The sequence below is a fragment of the Spongiibacter sp. genome (assembly GCF_984394615.1).
Map to the genome: position 1 here is coordinate 1 of NZ_CFHTQA010000045.1, position 20,006 is coordinate 20,006.

At 56.5% G+C, this 20,006-nt stretch carries 17 protein-coding genes; 15 read left to right on the forward strand and 2 right to left on the reverse strand.

Annotation, left to right across the window (positions count from 1 at the left end; all coding sequences use genetic code 11):
• The coding region (locus AC5DB9_RS14040; RefSeq protein ID WP_491732068.1) for a VOC family protein at window positions 1–400 on the reverse strand (400 nt) is incomplete at its 3' end.
• Window positions 401–507: 107 nt separating this feature from the next.
• Between AC5DB9_RS14040 and AC5DB9_RS14045 the strand changes: the two genes are divergently transcribed.
• From AC5DB9_RS14045 to AC5DB9_RS14060, 4 genes are all read left to right on the forward strand, one after another.
• Complete coding sequence (locus AC5DB9_RS14045; RefSeq protein WP_272994226.1) at window positions 508–966, forward strand: NAD(P)H-dependent oxidoreductase; 459 nt, start codon at window positions 508–510, stop codon at window positions 964–966.
• 420 nt (window positions 967–1,386) lie between these two features.
• On the forward strand, window positions 1,387–3,879 hold the full coding sequence (locus AC5DB9_RS14050) for a TonB-dependent receptor (protein ID WP_272994228.1): 2,493 nt from the start codon (window positions 1,387–1,389) through the stop codon (window positions 3,877–3,879).
• 148 nt (window positions 3,880–4,027) lie between these two features.
• Window positions 4,028–4,981, forward strand: coding sequence for an XdhC family protein (locus AC5DB9_RS14055; RefSeq protein ID WP_272994230.1), 954 nt, complete (start codon window positions 4,028–4,030; stop codon window positions 4,979–4,981).
• 3 nt (window positions 4,982–4,984) lie between these two features.
• Complete coding sequence (locus tag AC5DB9_RS14060) at window positions 4,985–5,602, forward strand: nucleotidyltransferase family protein (protein WP_272994231.1); 618 nt, start codon at window positions 4,985–4,987, stop codon at window positions 5,600–5,602.
• A gap of 2 nt (window positions 5,603–5,604) precedes the next feature.
• Here the strand turns inward: AC5DB9_RS14060 and AC5DB9_RS14065 are convergent, their stop codons facing one another.
• Window positions 5,605–6,471 (reverse strand): LysR family transcriptional regulator, encoded by an 867-nt coding sequence (locus tag AC5DB9_RS14065; protein WP_272994233.1) that lies wholly within the window; start codon window positions 6,469–6,471, stop codon window positions 5,605–5,607.
• 114 nt (window positions 6,472–6,585) lie between these two features.
• Between AC5DB9_RS14065 and leuC the strand changes: the two genes are divergently transcribed.
• From leuC to accD, 11 genes are all read left to right on the forward strand, one after another.
• Window positions 6,586–8,022 carry a 3-isopropylmalate dehydratase large subunit gene (leuC, locus tag AC5DB9_RS14070; RefSeq protein ID WP_272994236.1) on the forward strand — a complete coding sequence of 479 codons (1,437 nt, stop codon included), beginning with the start codon at window positions 6,586–6,588 and terminating at the stop codon, window positions 8,020–8,022.
• Window positions 8,019–8,669, forward strand: a complete 651-nt coding sequence (gene leuD / locus AC5DB9_RS14075) for a 3-isopropylmalate dehydratase small subunit (RefSeq protein ID WP_022957459.1) — start codon at window positions 8,019–8,021, stop codon at window positions 8,667–8,669. Before leuC ends, leuD begins: the two co-directional genes overlap by 4 nt.
• Window positions 8,670–8,706: 37 nt before the next feature.
• On the forward strand, window positions 8,707–9,789 hold the full coding sequence (gene leuB, locus AC5DB9_RS14080) for a 3-isopropylmalate dehydrogenase (protein WP_037508598.1): 1,083 nt from the start codon (window positions 8,707–8,709) through the stop codon (window positions 9,787–9,789).
• An 87-nt stretch (window positions 9,790–9,876) separates the two neighbouring features.
• Window positions 9,877–10,992: an aspartate-semialdehyde dehydrogenase gene (gene asd, locus AC5DB9_RS14085; RefSeq protein ID WP_022957457.1), complete on the forward strand. Its 1,116-nt coding sequence runs from the start codon at window positions 9,877–9,879 to the stop codon at window positions 10,990–10,992.
• Entirely contained in the window at window positions 10,992–11,948 is a 957-nt protein-coding gene (locus tag AC5DB9_RS14090) for an Asd/ArgC dimerization domain-containing protein (protein WP_272994238.1), read from the forward strand. Before asd ends, AC5DB9_RS14090 begins: the two co-directional genes overlap by 1 nt.
• A gap of 147 nt (window positions 11,949–12,095) precedes the next feature.
• The gene (locus tag AC5DB9_RS14095; RefSeq protein ID WP_272994240.1) at window positions 12,096–15,359 is read left to right on the forward strand and encodes a FimV/HubP family polar landmark protein; all 3,264 of its coding nucleotides are present in this window, start codon (window positions 12,096–12,098) and stop codon (window positions 15,357–15,359) included.
• A 10-nt stretch (window positions 15,360–15,369) separates the two neighbouring features.
• Window positions 15,370–16,230, forward strand: a complete 861-nt coding sequence (gene truA / locus AC5DB9_RS14100) for a tRNA pseudouridine(38-40) synthase TruA (protein WP_272994242.1) — start codon at window positions 15,370–15,372, stop codon at window positions 16,228–16,230.
• Window positions 16,231–16,387: 157 nt separating this feature from the next.
• A complete protein-coding gene (locus AC5DB9_RS14105; RefSeq protein WP_272994243.1) occupies window positions 16,388–17,023 on the forward strand; it encodes a phosphoribosylanthranilate isomerase in 636 nt (211 codons plus the stop codon).
• Window positions 17,024–18,247, forward strand: a complete 1,224-nt coding sequence (gene trpB / locus AC5DB9_RS14110) for a tryptophan synthase subunit beta (protein WP_022957452.1) — start codon at window positions 17,024–17,026, stop codon at window positions 18,245–18,247.
• A 15-nt stretch (window positions 18,248–18,262) separates the two neighbouring features.
• Complete coding sequence (trpA, locus tag AC5DB9_RS14115; protein WP_022957451.1) at window positions 18,263–19,075, forward strand: tryptophan synthase subunit alpha; 813 nt, start codon at window positions 18,263–18,265, stop codon at window positions 19,073–19,075.
• Between the two features lie 46 nt (window positions 19,076–19,121).
• A complete protein-coding gene (gene accD / locus AC5DB9_RS14120; protein ID WP_022957450.1) occupies window positions 19,122–19,994 on the forward strand; it encodes an acetyl-CoA carboxylase, carboxyltransferase subunit beta in 873 nt (290 codons plus the stop codon).
• Window positions 19,995–20,006 lie beyond the last annotated feature (12 nt).

The window sequence follows — 20,006 nt, forward strand, 5'->3', positions numbered from 1 at the left end:
GAGGGGGCAGAGCGTTGCCGCTTTGCAGCAGCTCGATTGAGATGTTGTCGGGGGGGCGAATAAACGCCATATGGCCGTCTCGGGGCGGGCGATTAATCGTGATGCCTGCGTCCTGAATCTTGCTGCACAGCGCGTAAATGTCATCCACCGCATAGGCCACATGACCGAAGTTACGCCCACCACTATATGTTTCCGGGTCCCAGTTGTAAGTCAGTTCCAGTGTTGGCGTTTTGCTTTCCTGGGCGGCAGTGGCATCGCCTTCTGCCGCCAGATAGACCAGCGTGAAGCGGCCTTGCTCGCTTTCATAGCGTGAGACTTCTGTCATCCCAAGTACAGTGCAGTAAAAATGTAGAGAGGCGTCTAGGTCGCTGACGCGAACCATTGTGTGAAGGTATTTCATGATGGCTCCGTGTAAAACTGGCTATCGTGATGCTGGCTTGGAGGCGAGCAATGTGGCCGCTAGCATAGCGAGTAAGGCAGTGATTTTCGATTGTTGGAGGGAGATTCGTGTCAGCTAAGCGATTATTGGTGGTGTATCACAGCCAGTCTGGACGCAATGAGCGGCTTGCCTATGCCGCCGCCGAAGCGGCGCAGCAGGAAGGCACTGACGTGATGCTCAGGCGTGCGGCCGAAGCGGGTGTCCAGGATTTACTCGATAGCGACGGACTCTTGCTGTTTACCCCGGAGAACTTTGGTGCACTGCCGGGAGGGATGAAGGACTTTCTTGATCGCTGCTTTTATCCGGCGAACGCTCGCGATACCGTGCGTCCCTATGCCGTTTTTCTCTGTACCGGTAACGATGGCAGTGGCGCGATTCGTGAACTGGAAAGAATCGCGAGGGGCCTCGTTTTAAAGCCGGTCAGCGAGCCGGTGTGCTGCACAGGAGCGCCGGATGAGCAAGCGATTGCGGATGCCTGTGAGCTGGCCTCGGCAATGGCTGCTGGATTGGCGATGGGGATTTACTGATCCGCTCAGCACTATTTTTGTAATGATTACTGGCATTTCAATCGCCGCATAGGTAATTCTCACGCTGGAGGCTGTGGGATGCCGGGGTAGACTTGGCGAAAATATCGTCGATTGATCGACTTGGGCGTTTAATCGTAGAAAGCTCTTATCGGCGGCAAGGCCCGAGAGCGTCTGGTCTGCAAAAAAGCGAGCTATCTTTAGTGCGTCGTTGTTTCGCAGTTTTGCTATGCTAGAGGCAAGCGCGCATTATAGGGTTTATGCGCCTTTCGTATGATTGCGGATTGGTAACGATTGGTATATGTTGTCGCCGATTACATTGGGTCGTTAGCGCTTGCTGGCGGCACTTCCTAGAGGGGATGGCATCGACGGGCTGTTCGTCGGGGCTGTCATTCATAATAAATCAAGGCATCTGGAGGCCACATGACCTTGAAGAAAACTGTATCACGCTTTCGTCGGTCCGCACTCGCGGCGGCCGTGTCGGTAGCTGCAACGCCGTTGTTCGCGGCGCCTGCTCTTGAAGAGGTGATTGTTACGGCGACACTGCGTGCCGCCAGTCTGCAAGATGTTCCGGTTTCCGTAAATGCGGTCAGTGGCGAAAAAATGGCTGAGGCAGGTATTGCGAAGGTGGAAGACCTGCAAGCCTATGTGCCCAACCTGACCATGTCGGAAACGGGTATCGGTACCAACATTTATATCCGAGGCATCGGTTCTGGTATTAACCCCGGCTTTGAGCAGTCGGTCGGTATGTACTTCGATGGCGTGAGCTATGGACGTGCGCAGCTTACCCGTGCGCCGTTCCTCGATTTAGCCCGTGTCGAAGTATTGCGTGGGCCGCAGAATATTCTGTTCGGCAAGAACAGTATCGCTGGCGCCCTGAGTTTGATCTCTGCGCGTCCTGGACAAGAGTTTGAAGGCTCTGTCTCGGCGACATACGAGCCCGATTTCAATGAACAGATTATCGACCTGATCGTGTCCGGTCCGCTGACGGATACCTTGGGGGCCCGACTGGCAATTCGCAAACGCGATATTGATGGTCACATTGAAAACCTGACTCTCAATCGAGACGAGCCGGGCCGAGATGAAGGGACTATCCGCGCAATTTTTGATTGGGCCGCGACTGATAATCTGACGGCGATGCTGAAGTTGGAGGCGGGCAAGTTCGATGTCGACGGTCGCCAGATCGAAATTATCAACGATAACCCCTCTACTTCTGAGACTGCCGGTTTTACCGGCAAGACCTACGGGCAGATTCTGGACTTTACCGAAGTGGGAGTCGGCCCAATTGTGTTGGCGACGGTCGATGAAGATTCGTCCGTGCTGAATAATAAGCAGGACTTCAAGCGGTCTTCCAATGGTGATTTTAGTTACAACGATACTCAAAACATTACTTTGAATGTCGATTACTACATGGACGGCCATCAGTTCACTTTTATCACCGGGCTGCTGGCTTACGACACGGAAGAGTTGTGTGACTGTGACTTCACTGGGGCTCGAGTGTTCAGTGTTGGCGCTGAAGAGAACTACGATCAGTTCAGCCAGGAGTTTCGTTGGGTGTCCCCTGTCGGAGAGACCTTTGAATTCATCGCTGGCGGCTTTTATCAGAAGAGCGAGTTGGAGTTTTACGACAGTATCAGTGTAGACAGCGACCTCTTGCCAGACTTGCTGAACGCTGATGATCTTCAAAAATTGGGTGGCAATGGCGAGTCTCTGCTCGACTTTTCCGGGGGGCTTTTGGGCTTTACCGGCATTGGTGATGCCGGTGATGAAATTCGGAACCTCGGCACGCCGCGTAATTTCTCGACAGATACGGAGCTGTTCTCCGTGTTTCTGCAGACTACCTGGAACGCCACAGATTTGTTCCGCGCGACCTTGGGTCTTCGCTACTCCCATGAAGAGAAAGAAGGTAGCCGCCGTATGGACTTCACCCGCAACGGTGTTGTTGTTCCTGTCGGAGAGATTGATACGGTCGTGGCGAAGAATTTCTCCGCAGAGCGTCAGGATCTCAAGGGATCTCGTACCGAACAAAATCTGTCACCATCGATTAATCTGCAATACGACTGGAGCGACGACATGATGTTGTATGCGACCTTGTCGCGCGGCTTCAAATCCGGTGGTTACGATGCGCGTTCCAATGCCTCCCCGGAAGCAAACCTCATTCGTCCCGATAACAACGCCGAAGATCTGATTCTGGTTGGTAGTTTCGAGTACGAAGAAGAGCAAGCCACCAGCTTGGAGATGGGTGCCAAAACCACACTGTTGGATGGAGCTGCCGAGCTGAATATTGCGGCATTCTACACTGAGTATGAAGACCTTCAGGTCAGTATCTTCGATGGTACTTTGGGCTTCAACGTAGGTAATGCCGGTGCGGCAACCACCATGGGGCTTGAGTTGGATGGGCGCTTGGCGCTGACCGAGCACCTGATGGTAAGCGGCGCCCTCGCATTCCTGGATTTCGAGTTTACCGAGTTTGATAACGGCCAGTGCTATCAGGGGCAGACCCCAGACTATGAAGTAAACGGTACCAATTACTGCGACTATAAAGGTAAAACTAACCAGTACGTGGCCGATTACTCCGGTAACCTAAGCTTTGCTTACAGCCGCATGGTCAGCAGTGATCTGGAGTTCCGTGGTATTACTGACTTCGTGTTCACCGGCGACTACAACTCATCTCAGAACCTCGATCCCAGCCAGGAACAGGATGGTTACGTGAAGGTGAACCTGCGTTTGTCGCTGGCTGACGTTGCTGCAGGCTGGGAAGTTGCACTGCTTGCGAAGAACCTGACCGACGAAACGGTGGTGTCTTACTCCAACGACACGCCACTGTCGAATAGTATCTTCGACAGTGTTGGTCATTATGGCTTTATTGAGCCGCCGCGCAGCTTTGCGATTCAGGGGACTTACCGCTGGTATTAATCGCCTGCCCCCAGATATCAACGCCGCTTTACGCGGCGTTTTTTTTGCCTGCGAATGGGGGAATTAAACGGAGCTGGGCGCAGGGCACACTTTGCTTATCCCCAGCGAGCACTGCACAATATGGCCGGTTTTGGCTTGAGAATAACGAGTGAAAAATACAGATCAACGGGTACTCGCTGCGGCGGTTGATGCACTGGCTAGCGGAAGAGGTGGCTGGCTGCTGACTATCGCCGCGACCTTCGGTGCGTCGCCTCGCCCTCTGGGGGCGCTGGCGTTCTTGGACAACCATGGACAGTTTACTGGCTCGTTATCCGGCGGTTGCATTGAAGATGATCTGCTGGAAAAGCTGGCGGACGGCAGCCTCGCGGCAGAGCACTGCACCTTGCAGGAGTACGGTGTGACTCCGGAGGAAAATGAGCGCTTTGGTTTGCCCTGTGGTGGGCGAATGAAGGTTTTGATCGAGCCGGTGGCGGCTTCACACTTGGCTCATATGAAGGAATTGCTGCTGGCGTTGAATGCGCGGGAATGCCGTCGGCGCTGCGTTGATTTGAACAGTGGAGAGTGGCTGCTATCTGCTCCGGATCGTGTGTGTCCTCTCACCTTAACTGAGGAGATGTTGCAGCAAGATTTCGGTCCCCGCTTTCAGTTGTTATTGGTTGGGGCCAATGAGTTGGCGCGCTGTATTTCCGAGATTGCAACGGCGATGGATTATCGCGTGGTGGTTTGCGATCCCCGCGATGACCGCCGGGAGCAGTGGGTGACAGAGGGCGTCGAGTTGACCGGCCTGATGCCGGATGAAGCGGTGGCAGCCTTCGCTCGAGATGCCCACAGTATTGTCATTACCCTGACGCACGACCCTCGCATTGATGACATGGCGTTAATGCAGGCTCTTCGGGAAGAGTGCTTCTACGTTGGTGCGCTGGGCTCTGAGCGTACGTCGAGTAAACGCCGAGAGCGGCTGGCGATGCTGGATTTGAGCGAAACACAGATTCAGCAGTTACATGCGCCGGTGGGCCTGGCGATTGGCAGCAAGTCGGCGATGGAAATTGCGGTTGCGGTGATGGCCGAGCTGGTGCAGCTAAGAAGCGGTGCGGGTGGCTGAGCGGTGGCGATACCGATATTTCTGCTCGCTGCTGGGCTGAGTCAGCGTTTTGGTGAGGCGGATAAACGCTTAGCCGAACTTCGGCCTGGCTGCTCAATGTTGGCGGCGATGCAGCGACGCGCGGCGCGTGCAGGCCTTGATGTGAATACCATATTGCGAGATACCGATCGACATCTTGTGCTTGGAGAGACGTCTATCGGCCGCTGCTGGTATGCCACTTGTGCTCATCAAGGTATGGGGAGTTCGCTGGCGGAGGGCTTGGCTCAATGGCTTGCTGCGCAAGGGGCGGGTGGGAACATGCCATTACCCGATGCGCTGTTGGTGATGCCGGCAGATTTGCCGCTGTTGCGGGTCTCAACCGTAGCCGCGGTCTCGCAGGCGGCAGCAAGCGATTGTATAGTTCGACCGCGTTGTGCGGGAAAGACCGGGCATCCGGTGGCCTTTGGTCGGCAATTTTGGCCCGAGCTTCTGGCGCTGGAAGGAGAGTTTGGTGCCCGGGCATTGATACAGGCGAATGCCGAGCGGCTGAATGACGTTGACGTACAGGATGAAGGGATCTACCTCGACGCGGATACCCCTGAGCAGTTTGAGCAACTCAGAGCACGCCTGCAGCATTTTTGACTTCAGGGGCTGGGTAGCAGGTCGATAAATGCTTCGGCGGCGTTCGATAAGCTGCGCTTGCGATGGTGGACGCAGCCCAGCGTACGGTGCAAGTCCACGCCTTCCAACGACAGGGCGGTCACACTACTGTCCAGCAAGGTATGCGGCAGAATACTCCAGCCCAGGCCGATGCTGACCATCACCTTGATCGTCTCAAGATAATTGGTGGACATGCCAATTTCCATTTCCAGTCCGGCATCATCAAATAACTGTTTGATAATCTGCCCGGTATAGGTGTTTAGGCCCGGAGGAATGGCGATGTGCTGGCTGAGCATCGCAATACTCACTTGTCGTGCGTCAGCCAGAGGATGATCGTTGGAGACCGCGACAGTCAGGCTGTCTTCCCATACGGGAATAAAACTCAGGTTTTCCTCCTGGCTGGGTGAGAGGGTAATTACGGCCAGGTCCATTTCGCCCTGTAGAATCCGCTGGTGAGCCAGCTCTGAATCCATAAAATCGATATCGAGTTGCACGGCAGGGTAGCGTCGGGTGAATTCCCGTAATACCGGCGGCAGGCGATGCAGGCCAATATGGTGGCTGATGCCCATGGTCAGGCGTCCGGCCACGGTGCCGCGAAGGTCGTTGATCTGGCGGCGGGCATTGCGCAGTTCCTGCAAGACCCGCTGGGCAACAGGCAGTAGGGAGCGGCCCGCTTCGGTTAGGTGCACATGGCGACCGATTCGGTCAAAGAGCCGGCAGTCCAGCTGTTTTTCCAGAGTGGCGATACGTTTGCTCACCGCAGGTTGCGTGAGGTGAAGTTTCTCTGCCGCCTCTGAGAACGACTGCAATTCGGCTACGCTCAGAAACGCTGTTAAGGCTTGAGTGTCCATGCTGGCATCTTATCTATTCCATTTTGGAATTCAAATAATGAAAATTATGAATTTGTTTTATTTTTGGCCGCTGCGTAAAATTGCGCCATCAGCAAAACGTCAGGGGGACGATTTATGGCCGCACAAACGCTTTACGACAAGTTATGGGCCGCGCATCTGGTAAAAGAGCGCGATGACGGCACCGCGTTGATCTACATTGATCGTCAACTGGTCCACGAAGTGACGTCGCCACAGGCCTTCGAGGGATTGCGCCTGGCAGGTCGCCGTCCCTGGCGGACCGGTGCCAACCTGGCAACGCCCGACCACAATGTACCCACCGTTACCGCGGAACGCAGCGGCGGCGTGGCGGGCATTCAAGATGAAGTGTCGCGCATTCAGGTGAAAACCCTCGATGAGAACTGCGATGAGTTCGGTATTACCGAGTTTTCCATCAACGACGAGCGACAAGGGATTGTTCACGTGGTGGGGCCTGAACAGGGCGCTACACTGCCGGGGATGACCGTGGTGTGTGGCGATTCCCATACAGCGACTCACGGTGCATTGGGCGCCTTGGCTCATGGCATCGGTACGTCTGAAGTGGAGCATGTGCTGGCGACCCAGTGCCTTATTCAGAAGAAAAGTAAAAATATGTTGGTACGCGTCGATGGTGACCTCGGCCCCGGCGTTACCGCAAAAGATGTCGTACTGGCAGTAATCGGCAAAATCGGCACAGCAGGTGGTACTGGCTATGCGATCGAGTTTGGCGGTGAGGTAATTCGCAATATGTCCATGGAAGGTCGTATGACGATCTGCAATATGGCCATTGAAGCCGGGGCGCGCGTCGGCATGGTTGCCGTAGACGATATCACCATTGATTACGTGAAAGGTCGCCCCTATGCGCCCAACGAATCTGAGTGGGACCAGGCGGTGGCGTTCTGGAAAACCCTGCACAGTGATGACGGTGCGCATTTTGACGCAGTTATTGAACTTGATGGCGCCAGTATCGAGCCGCAGGTGACCTGGGGGACCAGTCCGGAAATGGTGGCGCCGGTGAATGCCAAGGTGCCTTCTCCCGACGATTTCAATGATCCGGTCAAGCGATCTGCGTGTGAGCGTGCGCTGAGCTATATGGGCTTGAATGCCGGGCAGTCGATCACGGATATCCAGCTTGATCGCGTTTTTATTGGTTCCTGTACCAATTCGCGTATTGAAGATCTGCGCGCGGCTGCCGAGGTGGTCAAGGGTAAAAAAGTCGCGTCGACCCTCAAAGAAGCGCTGGTGGTTCCCGGTAGTGGACTGGTGAAAAAGCAGGCCGAGGCGGAAGGTCTCGACAAGATCTTTACAGAAGCCGGTCTGCAGTGGCGCGAGCCGGGTTGCTCCATGTGCCTAGCGATGAATGCCGACAAGCTGGGGCAGGGCGAGCATTGCGCATCTACGTCCAACCGCAACTTTGAAGGACGTCAGGGCTTCGGTGGTCGCACCCATCTGGTAAGCCCGGCGATGGCGGCAGCAGCGGCGATCGCCGGTCATTTTGTTGATGTGCGCGACTGGAATGGAGGAGAGCAGGCATGAAAGCATTTACGCAGTTAGATGGCTTGGCGGCACCGATGGATCGCGCCAATGTCGATACCGACATGATTATCCCCAAGCAGTTTCTCAAGTCGATCAAGCGCAGCGGCTTTGGTCCAAACCTGTTTGATGAGCTTCGCTACCTCGATGAGGGCCAGCCCGGGCAGGATTGTACAGGCCGTCCGCTGAACAGCGATTTCCCGCTGAACCAGCCTCGTTATCAGGGTGCGTCGATTCTGCTGGCTCGCGAAAACTTCGGCTGTGGTTCCAGTCGCGAGCACGCCCCATGGGCGCTGGAAGATTATGGTTTTCGCTGTATTATCGCGCCGAGCTTTGCGGATATTTTCTTCAACAACTGTTTCAAGAACGGCATTCTGCCTATCGTTTTGCCAGCAGAGACTGTCGATGCACTGTTCAAGGCCATGTATGCCGAGGAAGGCTATCGTCTGACGATTGACCTGCCTGCGCAGTGTATCCGTACGCCGGACGGCCAAGAGATTGCCTTTGAAGTTGATGCCTTCCGCAAGCACTGCCTGATTAACGGTTTGGATGATATCGGCCTGACGTTGCAGGATGCCGATGACATCCGTGAATTTGAAAAGGCCTGGCAGCAAAAGTCGCCCTGGCTGTTCCGAGAGCACTCGGCATAACCCCCGTATTTTTGAAAGGAAAATCAAGGTGTCTGAAATGACTGCACGCAAGGTTCTGATGCTGGCTGGTGATGGTATCGGCCCGGAAATTATGGCGGAAGCCCGCAAAGTGCTGGAAGCGATCAATGAGCGTCAGCAACTCAATCTGGAGCTGGATGAAGCCCTGCTGGGCGGCGCGGCGATTGACGCGGTGGGCAAAGCACTGCCCGACGAAACCTTTGCCAAGTGTGAAGCCGCTGATGCGATTCTCCTCGGCGCGGTAGGCGGGCCGAAATGGGACAGCCTGCCGCCGGCGGAGCGCCCTGAAAAAGGCGGCTTGCTGGAGATCCGTAAGCGTTTGGATTTGTTTGGCAATCTGCGCCCGGCGATCCTCTATCCGCAGCTCGCCGATGCGTCCTCGCTGAAGCCCGAGCTGGTTGCTGGTTTGGATATTCTGATCGTCCGTGAATTAACCGGCGGCATTTACTTCGGTCAGCCACGAGGTATTCGCGAACTGGAGAACGGTGAACGCGAAGGCTTTAACACCTACGTGTACGATGAATCACAGATTCGTCGTATCGCCAAAGTGGCGTTCGAGCTGGCGCAGAAGCGCGGCGGCCGCCTGTGCAGTGTCGACAAAGCCAATGTGCTTGAAGTGACTATGCTGTGGCGGGAAGTGGTTGAGGAAATGGCCAAGGATTACCCGGATGTCGAACTGAGCCACATGTACGTGGACAATGCGGCGATGCAGCTGATTCGCGCGCCCAAGCAGTTTGACGTGATGGTCACCGGCAATATGTTCGGCGACATTCTTTCTGACGCAGCGGCAATGCTCACGGGATCTATCGGTATGCTCCCCTCGGCATCGCTGGATGTGAATGGTCGCGGTATGTATGAGCCCTGTCACGGCAGTGCGCCAGATATCGCCGGGCAGGGTATTGCCAATCCGCTGGCGACGATTCTGTCGGTGGCGATGATGCTGCGTTACTCCTTGTCTGAGCCCGAGGCCGCTCAGGCGATTGAAGATGCGGTCAGCCGTGTACTGGATCAGGGGCTGCGCACCGCCGATATCTATTCAGAAGGCTGCAAGAAAGTGAGCACAGCAGAGATGGGGGATGCTGTGCTGGCGGCGTTGGGCTAAGCCTGAGTCGTGTTCAACATCCCGCGCACGGCGCGGGCAATGCCATGGGCGCTAGGCGCCCCTCATTAAGGCAAGAGGAGAACGAATATGAAAGTAGGATTTGTAGGTTGGCGCGGCATGGTCGGCTCGGTGCTGATGGGTCGCATGCTGGACGAAAACGATTTTGACGGTATTGAGCCGCAGTTTTTCACCACCTCGAACGTGGGTGGTCAGGGGCCCGATATCGGCCGTGAAACGGCACCGTTGAAAGATGCCCATGATATTTCTGCGCTGGCGGAAATGGACGCGATTATTTCCTGCCAGGGTGGCGATTACACCAAGGCCGTGTTCGCCGATCTGCGCGCCAGCGGCTGGCAGGGCTACTGGATCGATGCGGCATCGTCGCTGCGCATGGCCGATGACGCGATCATCGTCCTTGATCCGGTCAACCTTGATGTGGTGAAAGATGGCTTGCAGCGCGGTGTGAAGAACTACATCGGCGGTAACTGCACCGTCAGCCTGATGCTGATGGCGATCGGTGGCCTGTTCCGCGAAGGTCTGGTGGAGTGGGTCAGTGCCCAGACCTATCAGGCGGCCAGTGGTGCCGGTGCTAAAAACATGCGCGAGCTGATCAGCCAAATGGGCGCCATTCGCGATGCTGTGGCTCCGGAACTGGCGGATGCGCGCAGCAATATCCTCGATATCGACCGCAAAGTGGCCGAGGCCATGCGTGCTGATGCTTTCCCGACGAATGAGTTTGGTCACGCACTGGCGGGCAGTCTGCTGCCGTGGATTGATACTCAGTTGGAAAATGGTCAGAGCCGCGAAGAGTGGAAAGGGCAGGCCGAGACCAACAAGATTCTGGGTCGCAGTGAGTCCCCCATCGCGATTGACGGCACCTGTGTGCGCATCGGTGCGATGCGTTGCCACAGTCAGGCGCTGACCATCAAACTTAATAAAGAAGTGGCAATGAGCGATGTAGAGCAGATCATTGCCAGTGCCAATGACTGGGTGGACGTGGTGCCGAATGACCGCGACGAAACCCTGAAGCGTCTCACGCCGACCGCCGTGACTGGCACATTGGGTGTTCCTGTCGGTCGTCTGCGCAAGCTGAATATGGGCAGCCAGTATCTGTCCGCCTTTACGGTGGGCGACCAGTTGCTGTGGGGCGCTGCTGAGCCGCTGCGTCGCATGTTGCGTATTATTCGCGGCGATATTGCCTGATGACTTCACTGGCGATTATTGCGGGCGACAGTCTGGCGCTTGATCAACTGCTGGACGCACTGTCGGATTCGGCGGTAGTGGATACCGTAAAGCTGTTCAGTGCTTCAGCTGATGACTACGAGCCAGCGATGTATGCAGGCAGACCTCTGGATGTTCGGTCGCTGGATGCGCTGGACCCGGCGGCGTTCAGCTTCTTGCTGCTGATGCCGGGAACCCACCAGCCCGATATGATCGAGCGCGCTGAGGCATCAGCGTGTTGCGTGCTGGATGCCAGTGATGTGCTGGCCCAGCGCGACGACGTGCCCTTGTTTGCAGGTGGCGCTCTGGATCGCGATGCTCGCGTATTGGCGATTGCCGATGCGGTAACTGCTCATGTGGCAGCGGTGCTGGCCGTTGTGCCGGGCATTCGTCGCGTCGACTTGGCCGTTGCTCAGCCAGTGTCCTCGGCCGGTCAGACAGCAGTAAATGCGCTGGCAGCAGAGAGCGCGAGACTGCTCAACGGCCAGGGGCTCGAAGAATCGGCCTTGGGTGCTCAGATCGCCTTCAATGTATTGCCCCTGTCGGCGGATGTCAGCGCCGAGATTGAACACAATCTTGGCCGCTTGCTCAGCAGCACAGAGCAGAGTGTGGAAGTGAGCTGCCAATCGATGCTGGCGCCGGTATTTTACGGGCACTGTGTGATGCTTCGTGTAGCGTGCGATGCACCGGTAGTGCTGTCTGAATTGCGGGCGACCTTGTTGGCCGATGAGCGTTTCCGTCTCTTTCCCGGAGATGATGGTGAGCTGGCGAGTCCGGCCGGTTTGGCCGAGAGCGAGGGTATCGATATCAGCAATCTGACCCTTGATCGCCAAAGTGACACGGTTTTTCGTTGTGCGATAGTTGCCGACAATTTACGCAAAGGTGTGGTACTTAACACTATTGCTGCGCTCAAAATCTTGATAAAAAGCGACACATAGCTAATATTTACGCTTATTATCCGAGAACAATTCTAGAAAATCGGCGCCCATGGTTTGCGGCTCTTGCTGCGGACAATTCGGAATACCCGCCACCACAGCCCGGTTGCAAACGGGATGAATGTGGCGCAGCAACGAGACGGTGGAAATATGAGGAAGAGTCTGGCCCTGGCGGTATTTGTAGCAGGTGCTATGCACGGACAACTGGCGAGTGCGTTGGGGGTCGGTGATATTGCTACGGCATCCACTCTGAATCAGCCCTTCAAGGCGTTTATCCCGTTGAGGGATGCGAAAGGCCTGGAGGCTGCTCAGCTTCGCGTAGAGCTGGCTGACCAGCAGGCCTTCAAAAATGCCGGTATTGATCGCACGCAGTTCCTGAATAGTCTGGAGTTTTTGGTCGAAGTCGGTGACGACGGACGCGGACGCATTGTGGTGTCCACACCGCAGCCGGTCGTTGAGCCTTACCTGGATTTCATTGTCGAAGTGCGTTGGCCGAATGGCCGCATGTTGCGTGAATACACCGTCTTGCTCGACTTGCCTGAGTTCAGCAGTGCGCCGGTCGTCGCGCCAACCGCGTCATCGGCAACGGTGAGCACTCCTGCTGCACCGAGTAGCGCGGATACGCCATCAACTGCTGCTGGCACGGCCACTTTTACCTCGACCGCAGTCAGCTCTGACAGTGCGGGTGCCCGACGGCCTCGCCCGGCAGCTGAGCAGACTGCACTGCCTGCCAGTGGTGACGACGGCGCCTACCGGGTTCAGCATCACGACACCATGTGGCGTATCGCCTCCCGGCTTCGCCCGAGCGCGGATGTCACCACCGAGCAGACCATGATCGCGGTGCTGCGTAAAAATCCTGATGCGTTTATCGGCAACAACGTTAATCGCATCAAATCGGGTTATCTGCTGCAAGCGCCGACAGAGGCTGAAGCCAAGGCCTTGAATAAGCAAGATGCGCTCGAGGAAGTGCGAAAGCAGGCGCGCGATTGGCGCAGTGGACGCGTTTCCCCATCCTCGACAGTCACCGCGCCAAGCGGTTCTCAGTTGGCGCCGCAAGGGCCGCAACTGGATGCAACGTCGGCGGCAGAAGCTAAACCGGAAACGGATGGTGCAACCGATGATGTGCGCTTCAGTATCGGCAGCGCCGGCGAGGGCGCAGAAGGCGGTGAGGGCGAGTTGGAGCAGCGTCTTCAGCAAGAGCAAGAAGCGCTGGAAAAGGCTCAGCTGGAAAATGCGGCGATGGCGAGCCGTGTCCGGGAAATGGAAAAGCAGATCGATACACTGCAAAAGTTGATCGCCCTGAAAAATAGTGAACTCGCAGCGTTACAGGCGGGTGCGTCGAGCGGCGATGTCGCCGCTGAAGAAGAGTCGGTAACGGGTGATGCCGATGCGGTCGAGTCTGCCAGCGATATGGTGACAGAGGAAACCGCTGCCGACGAGGAGTCTATCGATAGCGTTGCCGCTGCCGAGTCCGCCGTATCTGCTGAGCCTGAAGTCGCGGTTGAGTCGGCTGCGGAAGAGTCGACGGCAGAAGAGTCGGTGCCGCCTCAGACATCGTCGGCACCCGCAACTGCATCGGCGGCTTGGTACGAAACACCGCTTTACCGCTACTTGGCAGCCGGTGTGGCTTTGTTCTTGTTGCTGGTACTGGCGCTCCGTCGACGTGCGCGGGGAGAGGAACCTCGCGAGCCGAGTTTTGACAATCTGGCGGTTGCAAGCGATGACGCTCAAGCGGCTGAAACACCGGTAGAGGGTGCTGAGGGTGAGTCATCGGAGGGCAGCGATGCACTGGCGACTGACGCAATCAGCAACTTTGATTTTGACTCCCTGGACGACTCTCCGGTTGATACCGATGATGAGAACAGCGCGGTTGCCGCCGAGTCTGCCAATGAGCCTGTTCAGGCTCAGACCAGCGATGTCATCTCCGAAGCGGAAATCTACGTGGCCTATGGTCGCTATGACCAGGCTGCCAGCTTGCTGAAAACGGCGATTGCGAACGAGCCCGAAAATACCGAACTGCAATGCAAACTGCTGGATATCTATCTGGATACTCGCGATCGCGACAATTTCCTTGAAGCGTATCGCCAGCTTGAAGCATCCGGCGACAGTGCTGCTTTGGCACAGGTAAAAGAGTCCATGTCGGCGATTGAGGGCGTCAGTGACTGGTTGGAGGCTGATGTCGAAACTGCCTCTGCATCTGATGCTCTGGATGATCTTGACGAAGAGCTGGCATTCCTTGACGACGAGACGCCTAAAGGCGGGGTTGCGAATACGGCAGACGCGCCTGATGAGCTGAGTTTTGACGAGAGTGTGTTCGACGAAAGTGCCGTCGATGCAACTATCTCTGATGACAATGCGCGTTCGCTGGAGTCGGATGCAGAGCCCGTCGTGGAAGGCGAGCCGGAAGTGGCTGAGGATGAGCTGGCCGATTTCGAACTCGATCTAGACAGTGACTTTGACCTCGATAGCCTGGATAGTTTGGAGGCATCCTCAGAGTCGCCGTTGTCATCTTCCCTTGACGAAGACTCGCCTGTCGACGCGGAGTCCGATAGTGAAGAATCCGTGTTTGTTGCTGAGGATGCCGATGAAGAATTCTCGCTTGACGATGCATTCCTGTCATCGGCCGGGGAGAACGAGGCGCCCGCTGTTGAAGAGCAGTTAGAAACGCCTGTCACCACCGACGGTGCTGAGCCAAATACATCTGCTGAAGGTGATGAGCTCGATCTTGCTGATTTTGATTTCAATATGGATGATCTGTCGACCGCAAATGATGCGAGTGCCGACAGTGCGGAGCCGACCAGTGTTGATCTGAGTGGTGATACGGCTGAGAGTGAGCTGGGTGATTTTGACTTGGATGACGACACCCGTGACGTTGAGCTGAGTCGCGACGAAGATACGCTGCCCGAGCTGACGACTTTTGACTCGCCTGACGATGATTTGGGGGCTGTCGATATTGAGGTCGGCGACGAGCCTGCCTTGGAAATTTCCGAAGGCGAGGGCAGTGAGCCGGAGTTGGACCTGGATTCGGCATTGGCGGAGTTGGATGCTGAAGTTGAAGGCTTGTCTTTTGCAGAAGACAAGACGGCTGATAACGACGAGCAATTGCTCGAGACGCTTGTTGATACGGCTGACGCAGAAGTCGATGACGACCCTGCGGTGTCGTTGGGTGATGGCGACAGCGAGCTGGATCTCAACGATCTGGTCTTTGATGAGTTTTCAGTTGATGCCATGGACGCAGACGGCGAGGCGGCGCTTTCGGATAGCGATGATGTTGCTAACAAGCTGGATCTGGCCCGAGCCTTTGCTGATATGGGTGATGGCGACAGTGCCCGAGACCTGCTGACTGAGGTGATTGAGTCCGGCGACGACGCACAAAAAGCTGAGGCCCAGTCCCTCCTGGATCAACTTCACTGACGTGAGCCGTATGCAATCCAACGGGTCGGCCTTTGAGCGTGCCGACCCGACTCCACTTCCTCCCGGCACTCGCATTGCCATGGCCCTGGAATATCAGGGCAGTGCTTACCGCGGTTGGCAGCGGCAGGATAAACCCCATGTGAGCAGTGTGCAGGCGGCGGTAGAGTCCGCCGTCAGCCATGTGGCAGCTCAGCCGGTCAGTATTCTCTGTGCAGGACGCACGGATGCTGGGGTTCATGCCAGCCATCAGGTCGTTCACTTCGACGCCCCGGTGGCGCGCTCGGCCAAAGCCTGGCTGGCGGGCAGCAATGCTCTGCTGCCGAATGATGTGGCGGCCAAATGGGTGCGCCCGGTCTGCGAGGATTTTCATGCCAGGTTTTCCGCAACGGCGCGGCGCTATCGTTATCTGATTTTAAATCAGGCGCGGCGTTCTGCTCACCTTGTCGGAGGTGTGACGCATTTTGATTTACCGTTGGATGCGGAGCTGATGCACCGCGAAGCTCAGTGCTTGCTCGGTGAACAGGATTTCAGCGCATTTCGAGCGGCCTCATGCCAGTCTCTCAGTCCAATGCGCAATATTCATTTTATCAACGTGACGCGTTTTGGTCGCTTGGTGATGATTGATATTCAGGGTAATGCGTTTTTACATCACATGGTCAGGAATATTGCCGGTGTATTACTGGCGGTAGGCAGCGGCCAGCAATCGCCAGGCTGGACGGCTGATGTACTGGCAACGCGTGATCGGACTCAGGGCGGTGTGACGGCCAAGCCGCATGGTTTGTATCTGGTGGATGTGTCTTACCCCGACGACTATGATTTGCCGAAACAGTCGCCGGGGCCGGAGTTTATTCGCGCCTTTGTGCCTGCCTGAAATAAGCCGCCGTGTCGGCCTCTTTTGGCATTGCGAAGAGTTTGCTCCCGAGTGGCGGCAGCCTTGAAATTAGTCGTTTTCCAGACAGTGATTTTGCGGCAGCGCGTCGTGAAATTTGCTAGTATTGGCGCCTGTTTAATCCCTTGGCAGAATCTGAGTGTTTCGTACCCGCGTAAAAATTTGTGGTATTCGTAGCCTGCCGGACGCCAAAGCGGCGCTCGAGGCCGGAGCGGATGCGCTGGGCTTTGTGTTTTACGAAAAAAGCCCGCGTGCGGTAAGCGTTGAACAGGCAGCCGAAATCGTTCGTAAATTGCCCGCTTTCGTCAGTACTGTCGGTCTGTTTGTGAATGCCGATGAAGAACAGTTGCGCGCTGTGCTGGCGCAATGTCCATTGGACCTCGTGCAGTTTCACGGTGACGAATCGCCGGCATTTTGCGAATCTTTCGGTTACCCCTATATACGCGCGCTGCGAATGAAAGACGGTGTGGACGTCGCCCGAGAGGTCGGCAAGTACCCCGGCGCCAGGGCGATACTGCTGGACAGTTATAAACCCGGCGTGCCGGGTGGCACGGGTGAGTCGTTTGACTGGCAGCGCATTCCCGGTGAACGGGATTTTCCTCTGTTACTGGCCGGTGGCCTGACTAGCGACAACGTCGCCGAGGGAATTGCCAGTTGCCGACCTTGGGCTGTGGATGTCAGCGGGGGCGTCGAAGCATCGCCGGGCGTGAAGAGCGCCGTACGCATTCGGCAATTTATTCAAGCGGTCGCAGATGCTGACCGACGGGAGTTTTGAGTGAGCAAGCAGTCAGAATTTATCGATTACAGCCAGTACCCGAACGCTGAAGGGCACTTCGGCCCTTACGGTGGTCGCTTTGTTTCAGAGACCCTGATTTACGCGCTCGATGAGCTGGCGGAGAATTACCGCAAGCTGAGCCAAGACAAGGATTTTCGTGCAGAGTTTGATCGCGACCTGGCGCACTATGTCGGGCGTCCGTCTCCGCTTTATCACGCTGAGCGCTGGTCTCGCGAAGTGGGCGGGGCGCAGATATATTTGAAGCGTGAAGACCTGAACCATACCGGTGCCCACAAGGTGAACAACACCATTGGGCAGGCATTGCTTGCCAAATACATGGGCAAAAAGCGCGTTATCGCTGAAACCGGTGCAGGGCAGCACGGTGTTGCCTCGGCGACTGTTGCGGCGCGGCTGGGGATGGATTGTCAGGTGTTTATGGGCGAGGAAGATATCCGTCGCCAAGCGCTGAATGTCTACCGGATGAAACTGCTGGGCGCAGAGGTTATTTCTGTCAAGTCTGGTTCTCGCACGCTGAAAGACGCGATGAACGAAGCCATGCGCGACTGGGTAACCAATGTCGATGATACCTTCTACATCATCGGTACGGCGGCGGGCCCGCACCCCTATCCGATGCTGGTGCGCGATTTTCAGTCGGTGATTGGTCGTGAAGCGCGAGAGCAGCACCTTGAACAAACCGGCCGTCTTCCCGATGCGCTGGTTGCCTGTGTGGGCGGCGGCTCGAATGCCATTGGCCTGTTCCATCCTTTCCTCACCGATGAAGATGTGGCCATGTATGGTGTCGAAGCGGGTGGCCATGGCGTTGCCAGCGGCGAACATGCCGCGCCGCTGAGCGACGGCATTCCGGGCGTGTTGCACGGTAATCGCACCTATCTGATGCAGGACGAAGCGGGACAGATTATGCACACGCACTCGGTCTCGGCGGGCTTAGACTACCCCGGCGTCGGGCCCGAGCACTCCTGGCTGAAGGACATTGGTCGCGTGAACTATGTGGCGATCAATGACGACGAAGCATTGACGGCATTCCGTAAGCTGACGCTGGTAGAGGGTATTATGCCCGCGCTGGAGTCCAGCCACGCGGTGGCTTATGCCGAGAAGCTGGCGGCGACGATGCGGCCGGATCAGAGCATCGTGGTCAATTTGTCTGGACGGGGAGACAAGGATATTCACACGGTTGCCGGCATTGACGGCATCGGTATTGATTGACGGGAAGGTTTTACATTGAGTCGTCTAGCAAAGGTTTTTGAACAACTGGAGGCCGCCGGCCGCAAGGCATTGGTGCCTTATATCGTGGCCGGTGATCCCGCGCCCGGATATACCGTTAAGCTGATGCACGCGCTGGTGGCGAGCGGTGCCGATATTTTGGAGCTGGGAGTGCCGTTTTCCGACCCGATGGCGGAAGGGCCGACTATTCAGCTCGCGCATGAGCGGGCACTGGCGCACCATGTCAGCCTGACCCAGGTGCTGGAAATGGTGGCCGAATTTCGTCGCGATGACAGCGATACCCCGGTGGTACTGATGGGCTACACCAATCCGGTGGAACGCATGGGGTACACCATCTTTGCGAGCCGAGCGAAGGCGGCAGGGGTCGACGGTCTGCTGACGGTAGATATGCCGCCGGAAGAGGCAGAGGAAACCAGTCGTCTGTTGAAAGACGGTGGCATGGATAATATTTTCCTGCTGGCGCCGACCAGCAGTGATGAGCGTATGGCCAAAGTGGCGGCGCTTGCCAGCGGCTATTTGTATTGTGTGTCACTGAAAGGTGTGACCGGAGCCGGTAACCTTGACGTGGAAAGTGTGCAGGCCTTGCTGGCGCGAATTAAAGCGCACAGCTCTCTGCCGGTAACGGTCGGCTTTGGTATCAAGGACCGGGCATCGGCTGCCGCTATCGCACCTCTTTGTGAGGGCGTTGTTGTGGGCAGCGCGCTGGTAGATCGCCTTGCCAATCGCGACATGAGTAAAGATACTGAGCAGCATATTGCGGAGGCGGTGAGTTTGATCGCCGATATCCGCAGCGCTATCGACGCCGCCTGAGATGCGGTGCGGGCGATAAACTGACAACGATAGACAGGAAATAACAATGAGCTGGGTAGATAAAATTCTCCCCTCGGGCGTGCGGCGGTCAGAAAACGCGGAAAAGCGTAAGTCTGGTGGCGTGGTGCCTGAAGGTCTTTGGAAGAAGTGTGTAAAGTGCGATGCGGTCCTGTATCGCCCTGAGCTGGAAGCCAACCTGGATGTATGTCCCAAGTGCGATCACCACATGCGCATTGGTGCGCGCCGTCGTATTGCACTGTTTCTGGACGAGGAAGGTCGTGAGGAAATCCTGACCGAAATCGAGCCCGTTGATCGCCTGAAATTCAAGGACAAGAAGAAATACCGGGACCGTTTGACGGCGGCGCAGAAGAGCACTGGCGAGAAAGACGCGCTGATCGCTTATAAAGGCACCGTAAAGTCAGTGCCGGTCGTTACCGTTGCCTTTGAATTCAACTTTCACGGCGGCTCAATGGGGTCTGCGGTTGGAGAGAAGTTCACCCAGGCCGCCAACGTTGCGCTGAAAGAGCGCCGCCCACTGGTGTGTTTCTCTGCCTCCGGGGGTGCCCGTATGCAGGAGGCCTTGATCTCGCTGATGCAGATGGCAAAAACCAGCGCGGTGTTGGAGCGCCTCAAGCAGAATGGGGTACCCTATATTTCGGTGATGACTGACCCGATCTATGGCGGAGTGTCCGCCAGTCTGGCCTTGCTGGGCGACATCAATGTTGCTGAGCCAGGCGCCCGCGCGGGCTTTGCAGGGCCCAATATCATCGAGCAGACCATCCGCCAGAAATTGCCGCCAGGCTTCCAGCGCAGTGAATTCCTGTTGGAACACGGTGCCATCGATATGATCGTTCGCCGCGCAGAACTGCCCGAGACGCTTGCCCGCCTGCTGGGCAACATGACCTACTATCAGCACTGAGTGACCGCGCCC

What these genes read in the sequence shown, in the direction of transcription:
- AC5DB9_RS14065 (WP_272994233.1), bottom strand. Translation starts at nt 6,471, where the DNA reads ATGGACACTCAAGCCTTAACAGCGTTTCTGAGCGTAGCCGAATTGCAG.
- AC5DB9_RS14050 (WP_272994228.1), top strand. Translation starts at nt 1,387, where the DNA reads ATGACCTTGAAGAAAACTGTATCACGCTTTCGTCGGTCCGCACTCGCG.
- leuB (WP_037508598.1), top strand. Translation starts at nt 8,707, where the DNA reads ATGACTGCACGCAAGGTTCTGATGCTGGCTGGTGATGGTATCGGCCCG.
- AC5DB9_RS14095 (WP_272994240.1), top strand. Translation starts at nt 12,096, where the DNA reads ATGAGGAAGAGTCTGGCCCTGGCGGTATTTGTAGCAGGTGCTATGCAC.
- truA (WP_272994242.1), top strand. Translation starts at nt 15,370, where the DNA reads ATGCAATCCAACGGGTCGGCCTTTGAGCGTGCCGACCCGACTCCACTT.
- leuD (WP_022957459.1), top strand. Translation starts at nt 8,019, where the DNA reads ATGAAAGCATTTACGCAGTTAGATGGCTTGGCGGCACCGATGGATCGC.
- accD (WP_022957450.1), top strand. Translation starts at nt 19,122, where the DNA reads ATGAGCTGGGTAGATAAAATTCTCCCCTCGGGCGTGCGGCGGTCAGAA.
- leuC (WP_272994236.1), top strand. Translation starts at nt 6,586, where the DNA reads ATGGCCGCACAAACGCTTTACGACAAGTTATGGGCCGCGCATCTGGTA.
- AC5DB9_RS14090 (WP_272994238.1), top strand. Translation starts at nt 10,992, where the DNA reads ATGACTTCACTGGCGATTATTGCGGGCGACAGTCTGGCGCTTGATCAA.
- asd (WP_022957457.1), top strand. Translation starts at nt 9,877, where the DNA reads ATGAAAGTAGGATTTGTAGGTTGGCGCGGCATGGTCGGCTCGGTGCTG.